A 15,071-nucleotide genomic window follows, 5' to 3' on the forward strand; every position below is an offset into this window, starting at 1 on the left:
AAATGCAAGAAACAATCTACGTACGTAATGATATCATATTCTGATGTTTTTATAGGTAGGACATGAGACTATTTGGTGAAGGACCTAGCCGTAGGAGGACGCATGATTATTGGCGCCCAATATACGATGAAAATGGAAATTATTATTTTATTCCCGAGTTAATTAGTGGTGGAGAAGGAAAATCTAACTGCATGAAGGTAATCACTGCAAGGGATAAATCGTATAATCTACGACCATCGTTTAACAAAAATTCTTACTTTAAAAGCTATTTTTTAATATGTGATTTTCGAGGGTTCTTTACAGATGTTTATTATTCTTTCTCAAAGTGTACATTTAGCGAGTGCGATTTTGGCGCGTCGCTATGGCATGACACAAAATTCTCAAACTGCATTTTCATTAAGTGTAACTTTTCTCCAGCGACATTTGTAAGATGCGAATTTCGAAACTGTAAGTGGCTTTCTGTAGATTTTTCTGGAAATGATACAATACTTCAAGAAACCGTAGTCACGGAGCCGGAAAATTTAATAAAAAACATCTTTGAAACGCCTTCTGAAATAATTAAAAAGCGAAATATTGATTGTAATTTCGATAAAGAAAAATATCTCTCTAGATTATCTGAAACAAGTAGATATATTCTAATAAATCATCAAAATATTGGAAAGGAGAGTGACTATTATTCCGCGCTAAAACAATACCATATTTCATATATGCAATGGCAGAGGCAAATTTGTTTATCAAAAATTTCCATTAAGAAACATAGCTTCTATGCGTGGCTATCTTTGTCAAAGAACATTTTTGAACAGATCGCCGTGCGAACAGCGGGCTTTGTTACAAATTGGGGTGAAAGCATAGCGAGACCAATATTGATTGGAATAATGCTCTTAATGATTTTTAGCGCCGCACACTTTTTTTCAGGTGCCGATCAACAATACATCTCATCACTTTTTCGAAGCTTCAATATATTTTCTCTTGCGGGATACACACTATACAAGGAGCAGTGTGATCCGCTTCAAAAAGCTATAACTATAGCTAATCTATGTATAGCCATACTCTGGTACTCCATATTTCTCTCCGCAATTGTTAACAGAGTTAGCAAGGCTAGGTAAATGATTGAGGCCCTTATACTGTACGGTAGCCAGGCAAGAGGCGATGCAGGGCCGCGAGCCGACACAGACTTATTAGGAATATCTCAAAATAATCAGGTTGAGAAACATAGCTTCGGCTCTACGAGCCTTCACATTTATAATTTTAAGGACTTAAGCGAACGCTCAAAAAGCGGCGATCTTTTCATGATACATTTGTGTCTTGAAGGACAGGCACTTTTTGATCCCAAAGATCATTTTGAGCTATTAAAGTACCAGCTTGATATAAAAAGAAATTATTTCTCCGAAAAGAAGCGTGCTGTTGCCATTGGCCAACTGGTTGTCAATGAATTTAGAAAATCAAAATCTAAGCCTTTTCCTGCCAGGAGAATCCTTTGGGCGATCAGAACCATTATAATTGCCGATAGCGTAGAAAATAATAAATTTTCATTTTCTACTGAGGCGATATCTAATTATTCAAATATGGTAGGATTATTTGAAATATTGCGCGACAAAAGAATTACGCCAATGAACGATTTTCATGTCGAGATATTCTTTGAAGTTGTAAAAAAATTTACAGTATTCGACAACTCTATTGACGTATTGAACTCCATGCGTGAGGATAAGTTTTTACTTTCTGTTGAAAATGAGCTTTTTTATGAATAAGGTATTATTTAGCACATTCCAGCTTTGGGCGTTTCGATAATCGTCTTTGCCAAGGTGTGAAGACACGCTTCCCGTCCTTTACTCCACAGTTCATCCGGGGACATAAACCCTTCGCATTCCCTGATTTTCCAACAAAATCCGTTTCCAATTTCCCCGCCTTCTCCGACCGCGCCTACAATCCTCCCATCCCACCCTCGGATACACCGCAAGGCGTTGCGGCGAGGCGGGGTCGGCGCGGGGCGTGAGGGGATGACGCGAAACCTCATGTCACGGGCCTGCGGAAAATGGTCTCCCTCCGGCGACACGGGGGAAATGGCGGGATGTCGGACCGGTCCTGCCGTTTCATGCCCCGAACGGCGCGTTGGGCGTGCCTGTGCGGCACACAAGGGGATCGGGATTGGCGGATGCGTCGGCATCGTCCGCCGGCATGGATAAAGGCCGGGAGGTGGAGACATCTTCCACGTCGCGCCAAGGCGTGCGCGACGGTTGTCAAACGGCACTGGCCATTCCGGAAACCGGCGAATGACACCGCCTTTTCGATCCTTGCAGAGAGACCGGAGTCGCGGGCAAAAACCGCCGAACGGGGCGCCGGAAGGTGTCACCTATTCATTTTCAGTCGAGGCAGCTTCCGGCGCCCCGTCCGAATGCTTTTTGAAACCACGGGCGAAACCGCCGCGTGGATATCAGTGCTGGCGGCCGTCAGCCGTCCTCATAGAGGCGCTGGCCGGCCAGCAGCGCGTCGTCCAGGCTGCCGTTCTCGGCAAAGATCGACAGGCCCTCCGGCGGCTCGACGCCCGCCACCAGCCGGGGGCAGGTTTGCACCTCACCGAGCACCGTCGTCACGGGAATGACGCCAGCCCAGATCGGCAGGGCGAAATCCGCCTCGTCGTCGCCCACGCCCTTGGCGCGCACCTTGGCGGCGGCCTCCTCGATCTCCATGGCGATGATCGTCGTGGCCTTGGCCTCCTGTTGCGTGATCGGGCGCAAAAGTGCGCTGCGTCCGGGATAGAAGCGTTCCACCACGTCGCGCATCGCCTCGATCTTCTCGTCGGCATCCTCGACGAGCCGTGCCGTGCCGAAGCACATGGCGGAGCGGTAGTTGGCGGAGTGGTTGAAGCCGGAACGGGCGAGCACGAGGCCATCGAGATGGGCGACCGTGAGGCAGGCGGGCGTGCCGGCCTTGAGGTGGCGCAGCATGCGGCTTGCCGACGAACCGTGCCAGTAGAGCGTATCGCCCTTGCGCCAGAACAGCGTGGGCGTGGCATAGGGCTGGCCGTCGATGACATACGCGACATGACAGAGCATCGCCGCATCGAGAATGGCGTGCACGGCGGCACGGTCATAGCTGCCGCGTTCGTGCAGGCGCTTGACGCGATTGCGCGGGGTGACGGGATAGGCGGCGGCGGTATCGACGGTCATGCAATCTTGCCTTTCGAAAACGATGCCGTCATGGTGCGCCATGACATTGGATCGAAAAAGCACCAATTCAGGGCGAAAAATACAAACCAATTCTCCTGATTGGTCGACGCTCGTTCCCGTGCTGCCGGCTGCCGGCAAGCGCACGCCGGCACTTTACCGCGAGCTGCGCCGGCTGATCGAGGCGGGCACGCTGCCGGCCGGCGGCAAGCTGCCGACCTCGCGCGATCTCGCCGCCCGACTGGCCATTGCGCGCGGCAGCGTTGTCGCGGCCTTCGAGATGCTGATCGCCGAAGGCTATGCGGTCGCCCGGCCCGGCGCCGGCACCTTCGTCGCCGACCGGGTGCCGACGGTCAGACAGGCCGCCGCGCCGGCAACAATGGACGACGCCGCGGTGCGGATGCCGCTGCCCGGCACGCTCGGCGTCGCCATGGCCGATGCGCGCACGCTCTCGCTCTTCCGCACCCTGCTCAACCGCCACCTCGCCCGCCCCGGACCGGAGCACTTCCACTATGGCGATCCGCGCGGCGGCGCGGCGTTGCGACAGGCGCTCGCGGCCTATCTGCGGCAGGCGCGCGGGGTGCGCTGCACGGCGCAGTCCATCGTCCTCACTTCGGGCACGCAGCAGGGTCTCGATCTCGTGGCACGCAGCCTGTTTGCGCCAGGCGAGCGGGTGATGATCGAGGACCCGTGTTATCCCAGCGCCCGGGCCGCCTTCATTGGCAACGGGCTTGCCGTGTCTGGCCTGCCGGTGGATGGCGAAGGGGCCGATATCGCCCGGGCCGTGCCGGAGGCCCGCGCCGTCTATGTCACGCCGTCGCACCAGTTTCCGCTCGGCGTGACGATGTCCATGCGCCGGAGGCTGGCGCTGATCGACTGGGCGTGCGGCACCGGCGGCTGGATCATCGAGGACGATTACGACAGCGAGTTCCGTTATGCCGGCCCGCCGCTCGCCGCCATGCAGGGCATGGATGACAGCGGCCGCGTGATCTATCTTGGCACCTTCTCCAAGGTGCTGTTTCCCGGCTTGCGCCTCGGTTATGCCGTGCTGCCCGAACCGCTGCTGGACAGGATCGTTGCGCTTCGCGCCCGGAGCGACCGCAGCCCGCCGACACTCGCCGAGGCCGCGCTGACCGACCTCATCCGCGAAGGCTATTTCGCCGCGCATCTGCGCCGGGCCCGGCGGCAGGCGCAGTCGGCGCGCGATGGTTTGCTCGAAGGGCTCCACATGGCACCCGGCCTAGCCGCAACCGTGCCGGATCAGGGCCTCCACCTCGTCGCGGGCGTGCCGGAAAGTGTGCCCGATACGCTGGCGGTCGACATTGCGCGGAAAGCCGGGCTCGGCGTCAGGGCGCTCTCGGCCATGGCGGTCACGCAGCCGCCACGGCAGGGCCTGGTGATCGGCTTTTCCGGCTTCGCGCCGGAGGTGCTACGGGACGCAGCCTCGCGTTTTTCGGCAGCGCTTGCGCGCCTTTAGGCGACGCGGCGGCGGCGGTCGGCGGCACGCACCGTCGCCACCCAGGCGCGGGCCAGCGCCAGACCGGCGGCGTCCGCACTGGGCCCGCTTTCAGCGGCCAGTTCCGTGCGCCGGGCATACCAGTCCGGCGCGATGCCGGCGATGAGATCCGGGAAGGTGGCGACCCATTCATCGACCACCTTGCGGCTCGCCTCCAGATGAAACTGGGTGCCGTAGATCGCGCGGCCAAGCCGGAAGGCCTGATTCGCCACGGCGTCGGTTCCGGCAAGGCGCACCGCGCCATCGGGGAGCGTGAAGGTGTCGCTATGCCATTCGAAGATCGGGAAGGAGGCCGCAGCGGCGGACAGCACCGGGTCGGCCGCACCTTCCGCGGTGAGCGACACCCTGCACCAGCCGAATTCCCGCGCCGTGCCGATCACGTTGTCGCCGCCATAGGCGCGGGCCAGAAGCTGGCTGCCGAGGCACACACCCAGCACGGATTTGTCGGCATCACCGAAGCGGCGCATCAGGGCGGCGAGGCCTGCCAGATAGCCGTGGCTCTCGTCGTCGAGCGCATTCTGTGGGCCGCCCATCACGACGATGGCGTCATGGGCGGTCTCGTCGGCGGGGATGGTATCGCCGGCATGGGGGCGGCAGATGTCGATCTCGGCGCCTGCTTCTTCAAGCGCGACGCCGATCTGCCCGAGCAATGTCACCTTGTCGTTTTCAACCACCAGAACCCGCATGCGATACTCCTGCCTTTCGATAGGAGGCGAAACAACCATGCTCCGAAGGTTCATTCAAGACCCGCCGAAAGAAAGAGATCCGGCCCGGCGGACCGGTTCAGGGGTAGATGACGCCCTTGCGCAGGATGACGTTCGCATAGAGCCGCGGCTCGCCGGTCTGCACCAGCGTATGGGCGGCACGCACGCGATTGTAGAAGTCGGCGCCGACGAGCGGCACGACGGTCCGCTGCGGCTCGTGGCGGGCGCAGCAATCGATGATCTCGCTGTGCACGGGCTCCAGCCGGTCGCGTTCCTGCCGGTAGGTCGAGCGGAAGATCGCCTCCTCGACGAAATCGTCGATCGGCATGACGGACAGGATGGCGCTGAGCACCGGGACCAGCGGCAGGCCGTCGAGGCGGATCAGCCGGCGGGCATGCTCGACGCCGGGATAGTTGCCGTCGACGATGGCGATCTCGTCGCCGTGCCCCATGGCGCGCAGCGTCGAAAGCAGCTCCGGGCTCAGGATGGGATCGATATTCTTCAGCATTCAGCCAAGCTCCTTGAAGAGAACGTTCTGGTCGGGAAGGTAGCGGGAAAACAGCGGCAGGCTCGCCCCGCCGATCGAGCGGGCATGGCTGCCGACGGCACCTTCCACGATCTCGGGCATGGTAACGCCCTGCAGGTCGAGCCGCGCGACGGCGGCCTTGGTGGCTTCGACGACGCGCGCGCGCACCCAGTCGGGAAAGCCGCCGTCGATGATGACGGCGGAAAAGTCGATGACGGAGGCCGAGGCGATGACGGCCTGGGCGAGTGCTGCCGCCACATCGTCGATCCACAGCTGCAAGGGTGCGCCGAAATCCACCCAGCCGTCGGGCGAATACCAGAGCGGCACGGGGTCGATGCCGGCCTCGCGCAGCAGGTTTTCCAGCCGGTAGATGGAGGCGATCTTGAGCAGCTGCACGGTCTCGCCGTCACGACCCTGCACGGGCAGCGGGCCGATGGCGCCCGCCGTTCCGGTACGGCCGGTAAACAGCGCGGAGTTCAGCACCACGCCGCCACCGATGAAGGAGCCGATGAAAAGATAGAGGAAATCGGGATAGTGCTGGCCGCGGCCGAACACCAGTTCGGCGGCACAGGCGCTGGTGGCATCGTTCTGCAAGGTGACGGGATAGGACACGCGTCTCGCGATCTCGGCTTCGAGATCGACGCCGCGCCACTGGTCCATCTCGGCCTGCGGGGCGCCCACCTCGCTTGCCCAGCTCCACAGTTCGAAGGGCGCGGCCACGCCGAAGCCCGCGATGCGGGCGCGCTCCTGCGGGCTCATCGATGCCTCGAGCTCGGCAAGCCCCTCCTCCACGAAGGACAGAAGCGGGCCGGGCATGGGATAGGGGAAGGTGCATCGCACCTGCCGGCGGATACCGCCGACGAAATCCATCAGCACGATATCGGCGCTGCGCCGGCCGATCTTCATGCCGAGCGAATAGACCGCTTCCGGATTGAGCCGCATGGGCACGGAAGGCTGGCCGACCTTGCCGCGCAGGGGTTCGCCGCGGATCAGCAGGCCCTCGGCCTCCAGCGCGCGCATGATGACCGTCACCGTCTGGGCGGACAGGCCGCTGCGCCGCGCGATCTCGGCCTTGGACAGGCTGCCGTGCCGGCGCACCAGCGACATGACGAGGCGCTCGTTATAGGCGCGCACGCGCACCTGGTTCGCTCCCCCGCTGGGATCGAGGATATCGGCCGGCGCGGCCATCGCCGACGCGGCATCTTTGATCATCGTGTCCTCCCGTGCCGGCCCTGGCGCAAGGCACCTGTTCCGGTCCTCTTATCGGCTGGCGCTCCGCTCTTCCACCGGAAACGTTACAGCCGGGGCCTTCGCCCACTGTTGACCGGAGCATGCCACATCGGATTAATAATTCAATTCGATTTATTTATTGACAGCCATTTCTTTTGGTGTTCTCTTGATCGTCGGAAGCCGGTCGGACAGCAGGAACCCTGTCCACCCGCGACCGGATGGCCCCGGGAGAGGGGCGCATCCCGTTCTATCCTTGGGAGGATTACATGAAGACATCCATCATTTCCGCCGCTGTCGGCGCGCTGGCGCTTGGCGTGGCCTTTTCGACGCCGGCCGCTGCGGCAGACACCACCGCCTGCCTGATCACCAAGACCGACACCAATCCCTTCTTCGTCAAGATGAAGGAAGGCGCCACCGCCAAGGCTGCCGAACTCGGCGTCACGCTGAAGTCCTATGCCGGCAAGATCGACGGCGATTCCGAAAGCCAGGTCGCCGCCATCGAGACCTGCATCGCAGATGGCGCTAAGGGCATCCTGATCGCCGCCTCCGATACCAAGGGCATCGTCCCTTCCGTACAGAAGGCCCGCGACGCCGGCCTGCTCGTCATCGCGCTCGACACGCCGCTTGAGCCGCTCGACAGTGCCGACATGACGTTTGCCACCGACAACCTGCTGGCCGGCGAACTCATCGGCAAGTGGGCGGCCGCCACCCTCGGCGACGGTGCCAAGGATGCCAAGATCGCCTTCCTGAACCTGACCCCGTCGCAGCCGTCGGTCGATGTCCTGCGTAACCAGGGCTTCATGAAGGGCTTCGGCATCGACGTGAAGGACATCAACAAGATCGGCGACGAGGACGATGCACGCATCGTCGGCAACGACGTGACGAACGGCAACGAGGAAGGCGGCCGCACCGCCATGGAAAACCTTCTCCAGAAGGATCCGACGATCAATGTCGTGCACACGATCAACGAACCGGCCGCTGCCGGCGCCTATGAAGCGCTGAAGGCCGTTGGCCGCGAGAAGGACGTGCTCATCGTCTCCGTCGACGGCGGTTGCCCGGGCGTACAGAACGTTGCGGACGGCGTGATCGGCGCCACGTCGCAGCAATATCCGCTGATGATGGCGGCGCTTGGCGTCGAGGCCATCAAGAAGTTCGCCGACACCGGCGAAAAGCCGAAGGCCACCGAAGGCAAGGACTTCTTCGACACGGGTGTGACGCTCGTCACCGACAAGCCGGCAGCAGGCATCGATTCGATCGACACCAAGGCCGGCAAGGAAAAGTGCTGGGGCTGATGCCTCATGCCGGCCCGGTCTGACCGGGCCGGCCATCCGCCATGGCGGACCGGGTGAACGCACCCTTGTTTTGACAATCGCAAAAAGACGTGGGCACCTTTGTCCCCTGCGAGCGGCCGCGCTGTAAGATGCGGCTGTGCGCGGGAGACCGCCCGAAGAAGGCGGCGGTGCGCATCGAGCGTCTCGACCGATTGTTCACGCACCCAATGTATCCGGCACTGCCGCGACGGTCGGCATCGGAAGGGGAGGAAAAGGATCATGAGTGAGACAACGACGGCAACGCAACCCGCTCAGGGGTCGCAGCCTTCGCAGGAATTCGAGAAGGTGCTGTCCGGCAGCGCAACGCAGGTCGCGTCCTTCGATACCAACGACAAGACGCCCGTCCAGAAATTCCAGCACTTCTTGCACGGCAATCCCTCTGCCGTGCCGCTCATCGTGCTCGTGCTTTCGGTTGCCGTGTTCGGCATCGTTCTCGGCGGAAAGTTCTTCTCCGCCTTCACGATGACGCTCATCCTCCAGCAGGTGGCGATCGTCGGCATCGTCGGCGCGGCGCAGACGCTGGTGATCCTGACCGCCGGCATCGACCTCTCGGTCGGCGCCATCATGGTGCTCTCCTCCGTCGTGATGGGGCAGTTCACCTTCCGCTACGGCCTGCCGCCATCGGTCGCGGTGCTCTGCGGCCTCGCCTGCGGTGCGCTGTGCGGCTATATCAACGGCCTGCTCGTCGCACGCATGAAGCTGCCACCGTTCATCGTGACGCTCGGCATGTGGCAGATCATCCTCGCCTCGAACTTCCTCTATTCGGCCAACGAGACGATCCGCTCGCAGGACCTCGCCGCGCAGGCCCCGCTGCTCCAGTTCTTCGGCAACAATATCCGTTTCGGCGGCGCGGTCTTCACCTACGGCGTCATCGCCATGGTGCTGCTCGTAGCGCTGCTGTGGTACGTGCTGAACCAGACGGCCTGGGGCCGCCATGTCTATGCCGTCGGTGACGACCCGGACGCAGCGGAACTGGCCGGCGTCAACGTCAAGCGCATGCTCGTCTCGGTCTACACGCTGTCCGGCCTCATCTGCGCACTCGCCGGCTGGGCCCTGATCGGGCGCATCGGCTCGGTCTCGCCGACCGCCGGCCAGTTCGCCAACATCGAATCGATCACCGCCGTGGTGATCGGCGGGCTATCGCTCTTCGGCGGGCGCGGCTCGATCCTCGGCATGATCTTCGGCGCGCTGATCGTCGGCGTGTTCTCGCTTGGCCTTCGCCTCATCGGCACGGACCCGCAATGGACCTATCTCCTGATCGGCGTCCTCATCATCTCGGCAGTGGCAATCGACCAGTGGATCAGAAAGGTAGCAGGCTGATGGCTCTCGAACCCATTCTCACCGCGCGCGGTCTCGTCAAACGCTACGGCCGCGTCACCGCCCTCGACCATGCCGATTTCGACCTCTATCCCGGCGAGATTCTCGCCGTGATCGGCGACAACGGCGCAGGCAAATCCTCGATGATCAAGGCGATCTCCGGCGCCATCTCCCCCGACGAGGGCGAGATCCGGCTGGAGGGAAAGCCGATCAACTTCCGTTCGCCGATCGAGGCCCAGAAGGCCGGGATCGAGACGGTCTACCAGAACCTCGCGCTCTCGCCGGCACTGTCGATTGCCGACAACATGTTCCTCGGCCGCGAGATCCGCAAGCCGGGCGTCATGGGCAGCGTGTTCCGCAAGCTCGACCGCGGCGCGATGGAGAAATTCGCCCGCGACAAGCTCTCGGAGCTTGGCCTGATGACGATCCAGAACATCAACCAGGCGGTGGAGACGCTTTCCGGCGGCCAGCGCCAGGGGGTGGCGGTGGCGCGTGCTGCCGCCTTCGGTTCCAAGGTCATCATCCTCGACGAGCCGACGGCAGCACTTGGCGTCAAGGAAAGCCGGCGCGTGCTGGAACTCATCCTCGACGTGCGCCGTCGCGGCATTCCCATCGTGCTCATCTCGCACAACATGCCGCATGTCTTCGAAGTGGCGGACCGCATCCATATCCATCGCCTCGGCCGGCGATTGACCGTCATCAACCCGAAGGATTACACCATGTCCGACGCCGTCGCATTCATGACGGGCGCCAAGGTGCCGACGGAGGCCATTGCGGCATGATATCGCCTTCCACCATCGTGGATGCCATCCAGCGGCGCGCGGGGGACGCGCGCCGCTTTCTCGTCGGCTTGGCCGGTCCGCCGGCGGCCGGCAAGTCGACACTCGCCGAGGCGCTGAGGGACGGTCTTCTTGCGCGCCGTGAAAGTGCCGAGATCCTGCCCATGGACGGCTTTCACCTGGATAACAGCATCCTGGCCGAACGGGGCCTCCTGCCGCGCAAGGGCATTCCCGAGACCTTCGACGGCCGCGGTTTCGTCGATATCGTCCATGCGCTCAAACGCGGCGACGACGAGGTTTTCGTGCCGGTCTTCGACCGATCGCGCGAGCTTGCCATCAATGCGGCGCGCGCCATTTCGCATGAGACCCGCTTCGTGCTGGCCGAGGGCAACTACCTGCTCTTGAAGGATGCGCCCTGGGATCGGCTCGACGGCGTCTTCGACTTCACCATCTTCGTGGGCCCGCCCTATGCCGTGCTGGAAGAGCGCCTGCGTCGCCGCTGGATGAGCTATGACCTGCCCGAGGACCAGATCGGCTGGAAGCTTTACGGCAACGATCTTCCGAACGGAAAGCGCATTCTGCAAAACTCCCGCCCCGCCGACCTGCATATCGACCTGTTCTGAGGAATTGTCGTCCGACCCTTCGAGTGCTATCGCAACGCCAAAGACGGGAGAGATGCCGATGACCATAGACCTCACCATTCGCCGCCCCGACGACTGGCACCTGCACCTGCGCGACGGCGCCATGCTGGAGGGAGTGATCGGCGATACCAGCCGCCACTTCGCCCGCGCCATCATCATGCCGAACCTAGTGCCCCCGGTCGTTACCACTGCTGACGCCGCCGCCTATCGCGACCGCATTCTCGCGGCCCTGCCCAGTGGCGACCGGTTCGAGCCTCTGATGACGCTCTATCTCACCGAGCACACCGATCCCGATGACGTGGAAGCCGGATACAGGAGCGGCCTCATCCGCGCCGTGAAGCTCTACCCGGCCGGCGCCACCACCAATTCTCACGGCGGCGTGCGCGACATGGATAAGGCGATGCCGGTGCTGGAGCGCATGGCCAGGATAGGTCTGACGCTCTGTGTGCATGGCGAGGTCACCACGCCCGAGGTGGATATCTTCGATCGCGAGGCCGTCTTCATCGAGACCGTGCTCGACCCGCTGCGCACCCGCCTGCCGGAACTGCGGGTGACGATGGAGCACGTCACCACGAAGAACGGCGTGGATTACATCAAGGCCGCCAAAGCCAACCTCGCCGGCTCGATCACCACGCATCACCTGATCATCAACCGCAACGCCATCCTGGTCGGCGGGATCAAGCCGCATTATTACTGCCTGCCCGTCGCCAAGCGGGAAGAGCACCGCCTTGCGCTGCGCGCCGCCGCGACCTCGGGCGACAGACGCTTCTTCCTCGGCACCGATTCGGCGCCGCATGTCGATCCGCTGAAGGAATGCGCTTGCGGCTGTGCGGGCATCTACACCTCGATCAACACGATGAGCTGCCTCGCCCATGTGTTCGAAGAGGACGGCGCGCTCGACAGGCTGGAGGCCTTCGCCTCGCTGAACGGCCCGCAATGGTACGGCCTGCCGGCCAATGAAGAGACGATCCGCCTCGTCAGGCGCCCGGAGCGGGTCGCATTCCCGGCAAAGATCGAGACGGGTGCGGGACCGGTGACGGTGTTCGACCCGATGTTCCCGCTGCACTGGGACGTGGTATGATCTCCAGCCTCAGATGAAGGGGCGCGGCCCGCGCTGCAACCCTTCCCAGCCGGCGAGCGCCTGAAGCCCGTCGGCATCGAGGATTTCGCAGCCCCGGTCCTGCCAGCGCATCAGCTGGCGGTCGGAGAGCTTGCGCAGCGTCTTGTTTGTGTGGACGAGCGACAGGCCCAGCGTATCGGCGACATGCTGCTGGGTGATGGGAATGACCAGCCGCCCGCCGTTCAGCCCGGCGCTATGGGCGCGCTGCTGGATGAAGGACAGCAGATACGCGGTGCGCTCCAGTGCCGTGCGCCGGCCGATGGACAGCAGGTGCTCGTCGAGAATGCGTTCCTCCAGCGCCGCAATCCAGGTCAGATCGTAACCGAGGGAGGGATGGCGCTCGAAGAGGCGTTCCAGCTTGGCGCGTTCGAAGACGCAGAGCGTTACCGGCGTCAGGGCCTCGACCGAATGGTCCATCTCGCCCATGAGGCTGCCCTGCAGGCCGACGAGGTCGCCCGGCATGACATAGTTCATGATCTGGCGACGGCCGTCCGGCAGGAGCTTGTAGCGAAAGGCCCAGCCCGACAGCACGGTAAAGAGATGGGCGCTGTGCATGCCCTCCACGAGAATGGTCGAACTGCGATCGACCGACAGTTCGCCCGTCTTGAACTGCGCGACGAAATCCAGTTCTCGGGGGGTGAAATCGCGGAATGTCTCGAGCCCGCGGAGGGGACAGTGCTGGCATGGCGTTTGCCATCGGGTTTGCTGCCTGGCCGTCGTTCCGCTCGCCATATTGCCCCCTTTTTCGACCGGACTGGCCTTCGAAACGGGGCAGGCGCGAAGTTGTTCCATCGCACTGACACTATGTCTTTTTTAAATGACACATCGGTGACCACGGCCCACATTCCGCCTCCCCAACCACCCCCCCAGGCGGATTCGCATGGACGAGGAGTATCGCGCCATGGACCAGTCGTTTCCCCACATCGTGATCGCCGAACACGAGTTTCTTATCGCTTTGGACGCGGAATATCTCATCCGCTCGGCCATCGATTGCCGCACCACCCTCGTCCGTCCCGAGCAGCTCGGCCAGTGGAACCCAGCCGCACTTGCGGATGTGGATCTGTGCCTGATCGACGTTCCGCTCGACATGTCCGGCATCGCGCCGGCGATCCAGCGGCTTGTCGATGCCGGCGTGCCGCTGCTTCTGACGACGGTGAGCGAGGCGCACCAGAAGGGCGTCGCCGGTTTCGAGACGCTGCCCGTCGCGACCAAGCCCTTCGAGGCCGACACGCTGTTGGCCATGGTCAGGGCGCAGCTGCACCGAGCGGCGCAGCCGGCCGAAGATGCCGATCAGAACTGACGGCCGAGCTTGGCATCCACCGAGTGGCTGTTGGCGCCGCGAACCGCAAAGAAGAGGAAGATCAGCGTCCAGAGAATGGACTTCTCCGCACCCATCAGGCCCTCAGCCTTCACGACACCGTGGAAGTAGACGGTGACCGCAAGCACGATCATGGAGGCGAAGGCCGCCGGACGTGTGAACAGGCCGATAGCGACCAGGATGCCGCCGAAGAATTCGGTGGCGGCAAGCAGCGGCGACCAGAAGACACCCGGATAGAAGCCGAGGCTTTCCACCATGCCGACCGCGCCAAAGGGGTTCATGATCTTGCCGTAGCCGTGCGTGACGAGCAGCAGGCCGGCGGCAACGCGCAGGATCGTCTCGGCGCTTTCATGCAGTGCGGCATAAAGGCCGCCAAGCTTGGGGATGATAAGGCGCGGGCGGGCGGGCGAAACGTCGGTCATGTGGGCTCCGTTCAAAATGTTGCAGTGCACATCCTCTCGGCGATGAGGGCGGCTGCGACAAGATGTCCGTCGACAAAACATGATGAATTAAGTTGACATTTCCGTGAGGGACGCGCGGGCCATCGCCTTGGCGGCAGCATGCCTGTTATAGCTTGCCGACGTTCCAAAGGAGGCAGCCATGTCCGACACCAAGCCGCGTGTTTCCATTCTCTACTGCACCCAGTGCAACTGGCTGCTGCGTGCCGGCTGGATGGCGCAGGAACTGCTTTCGACCTTCTCGGATTCGCTTGGCGAAGTGGCGCTCATTCCCGGCACCGGCGGCAATTTCGAAATCCGCGTGAACGACACCCTGATCTGGGAGCGCAAGCGCGACGGCGGTTTTCCCGGCCCGAAGGACTTGAAGCAGCGGGTGCGCGACATCATCGAGCCGGAGCGCGATCTCGGCCATACCGATCGCGGGTCCGCCCCGGACGCCTGAAACGAAAACGGCGGGCCTGAAGCCCGCCGCCCTTCGTGCGCTCGCCGGCCGCCTTAGCGGTAGGGCGAATAGCAGACCCGGTAGATGCCGTTACCGGCATGGTAACGGTTGGTGTAGGGGTCATAGGTGCGATAGCGGTTCATGCACCAGCGCACATGCGCATTGCGTCCGCCGCCATAGTAACGCGGGCGCTCATAGCGCGGACGATAGTAGCGGCGCTCATAGCCGTAATGCGGGCGATAATGATGACGGCGATGCCAGCGCCGCTCGCAACCATAGCCGACGCAGAACTGCGCTTCGGTGACGTCGTTTGCGGTCTGGAGCTTGAGCGCAGGCACTGCAAGCGGAGCGGCCTGGGCCGTTCCAAGCGGAGCGATTGCCGAGGCAAGACCCATCGCGCAACCGAAAATGATATTTCGAATCTTCGACATGTTGATCCTCACTATCCTTGCGGGATATTTCCCTGTCACGTCCCTGCCTAGCATTACGGCCACGCATTTTGTTTTATTCGTGATGGCGCGGGCA

17 protein-coding genes are annotated in these 15,071 nt (G+C 61.7%); 10 read left to right on the plus strand and 7 right to left on the minus strand.

The genetic code is table 11. The features are described from left to right. Window positions 1-191 precede the first annotated feature (191 nt). Both MNR02_RS22970 and MNR02_RS16455 read left to right on the plus strand, forming a co-directional pair. The gene (locus MNR02_RS22970; protein WP_371746686.1) at window positions 192-1,106 is read left to right on the plus strand and encodes a pentapeptide repeat-containing protein; all 915 of its coding nucleotides are present in this window, start codon (window positions 192-194) and stop codon (window positions 1,104-1,106) included. Then, complete coding sequence (locus MNR02_RS16455; protein ID WP_241947540.1) at window positions 1,107-1,748, plus strand: hypothetical protein; 642 nt, start codon at window positions 1,107-1,109, stop codon at window positions 1,746-1,748. A gap of 699 nt (window positions 1,749-2,447) precedes the next feature. Here MNR02_RS16455 and MNR02_RS16460 read toward each other — a convergent pair. Continuing rightward, complete coding sequence (locus MNR02_RS16460) at window positions 2,448-3,167, minus strand: pyridoxamine 5'-phosphate oxidase family protein (RefSeq protein ID WP_241947541.1); 720 nt, start codon at window positions 3,165-3,167, stop codon at window positions 2,448-2,450. A 40-nt stretch (window positions 3,168-3,207) separates the two neighbouring features. Here MNR02_RS16460 and MNR02_RS16465 point away from each other — a divergent pair, with 40 nt between their 5' ends. After that, window positions 3,208-4,641, plus strand: coding sequence for a PLP-dependent aminotransferase family protein (locus MNR02_RS16465; protein ID WP_241947542.1), 1,434 nt, complete (start codon window positions 3,208-3,210; stop codon window positions 4,639-4,641). Here the strand turns inward: MNR02_RS16465 and MNR02_RS16470 are convergent. The 3 genes from MNR02_RS16470 to MNR02_RS16480 form a co-directional block, all read right to left on the minus strand. Further along, on the minus strand, window positions 4,638-5,366 hold the full coding sequence (locus tag MNR02_RS16470) for a type 1 glutamine amidotransferase (RefSeq protein WP_241947543.1): 729 nt from the start codon (window positions 5,364-5,366) through the stop codon (window positions 4,638-4,640). The genes MNR02_RS16465 and MNR02_RS16470 overlap by 4 nt on opposite strands. A gap of 97 nt (window positions 5,367-5,463) precedes the next feature. Next, window positions 5,464-5,892: an RbsD/FucU family protein gene (locus MNR02_RS16475; protein ID WP_241947544.1), complete on the minus strand. Its 429-nt coding sequence runs from the start codon at window positions 5,890-5,892 to the stop codon at window positions 5,464-5,466. Further along, on the minus strand, window positions 5,893-7,122 hold the full coding sequence (locus tag MNR02_RS16480) for an ROK family transcriptional regulator (RefSeq protein ID WP_241947545.1): 1,230 nt from the start codon (window positions 7,120-7,122) through the stop codon (window positions 5,893-5,895). Between the two features lie 284 nt (window positions 7,123-7,406). Between MNR02_RS16480 and MNR02_RS16485 the strand changes: the two genes are divergently transcribed. The 5 genes from MNR02_RS16485 (at window position 7,407) to pyrC (ending at window position 12,289) form a co-directional block, all read left to right on the plus strand. Next, a complete protein-coding gene (locus tag MNR02_RS16485) occupies window positions 7,407-8,432 on the plus strand; it encodes a sugar ABC transporter substrate-binding protein (RefSeq protein ID WP_241947546.1) in 1,026 nt (341 codons plus the stop codon). Between the two features lie 258 nt (window positions 8,433-8,690). Further along, entirely contained in the window at window positions 8,691-9,791 is a 1,101-nt protein-coding gene (locus MNR02_RS16490; RefSeq protein ID WP_241599543.1) for an ABC transporter permease, read from the plus strand. Continuing rightward, the gene (locus MNR02_RS16495; protein ID WP_241947547.1) at window positions 9,791-10,570 is read left to right on the plus strand and encodes an ATP-binding cassette domain-containing protein; all 780 of its coding nucleotides are present in this window, start codon (window positions 9,791-9,793) and stop codon (window positions 10,568-10,570) included. Before MNR02_RS16490 ends, MNR02_RS16495 begins: the two co-directional genes overlap by 1 nt. Next, entirely contained in the window at window positions 10,567-11,190 is a 624-nt protein-coding gene (locus tag MNR02_RS16500) for a nucleoside triphosphate hydrolase (RefSeq protein ID WP_241947548.1), read from the plus strand. Before MNR02_RS16495 ends, MNR02_RS16500 begins: the two co-directional genes overlap by 4 nt. Window positions 11,191-11,248: 58 nt before the next feature. Then, the gene (pyrC, locus tag MNR02_RS16505; protein WP_241947549.1) at window positions 11,249-12,289 is read left to right on the plus strand and encodes a dihydroorotase; all 1,041 of its coding nucleotides are present in this window, start codon (window positions 11,249-11,251) and stop codon (window positions 12,287-12,289) included. Between the two features lie 9 nt (window positions 12,290-12,298). Here the strand turns inward: pyrC and MNR02_RS16510 are convergent, their stop codons facing one another. After that, the gene (locus MNR02_RS16510) at window positions 12,299-13,060 is read right to left on the minus strand and encodes a Crp/Fnr family transcriptional regulator (protein WP_241599534.1); all 762 of its coding nucleotides are present in this window, start codon (window positions 13,058-13,060) and stop codon (window positions 12,299-12,301) included. 148 nt (window positions 13,061-13,208) lie between these two features. On the opposite strand from MNR02_RS16510, the gene MNR02_RS16515 reads away from it, so the two are divergent. Next, a complete protein-coding gene (locus MNR02_RS16515) occupies window positions 13,209-13,628 on the plus strand; it encodes a hypothetical protein (protein ID WP_241947550.1) in 420 nt (139 codons plus the stop codon). On the opposite strand, the gene MNR02_RS16520 is transcribed toward MNR02_RS16515, so the two are convergent. Next, window positions 13,619-14,068, minus strand: coding sequence for a DoxX family protein (locus MNR02_RS16520; protein ID WP_241599530.1), 450 nt, complete (start codon window positions 14,066-14,068; stop codon window positions 13,619-13,621). The genes MNR02_RS16515 and MNR02_RS16520 overlap by 10 nt on opposite strands. A 178-nt stretch (window positions 14,069-14,246) precedes the next feature. On the opposite strand from MNR02_RS16520, the gene MNR02_RS16525 reads away from it, so the two are divergent. Further along, on the plus strand, window positions 14,247-14,546 hold the full coding sequence (locus MNR02_RS16525; protein ID WP_241599528.1) for a SelT/SelW/SelH family protein: 300 nt from the start codon (window positions 14,247-14,249) through the stop codon (window positions 14,544-14,546). 53 nt (window positions 14,547-14,599) lie between these two features. On the opposite strand, the gene MNR02_RS16530 is transcribed toward MNR02_RS16525, so the two are convergent. Then, window positions 14,600-14,977 carry a BA14K family protein gene (locus MNR02_RS16530; RefSeq protein ID WP_241599526.1) on the minus strand — a complete coding sequence of 126 codons (378 nt, stop codon included), beginning with the start codon at window positions 14,975-14,977 and terminating at the stop codon, window positions 14,600-14,602. Window positions 14,978-15,071: the final 94 nt, after the last annotated feature.

This window comes from Shinella sp. H4-D48 (genome assembly GCF_022637395.1).
GTDB classification, from domain to species: domain Bacteria; phylum Pseudomonadota; class Alphaproteobacteria; order Rhizobiales; family Rhizobiaceae; genus Shinella; species Shinella sedimenti.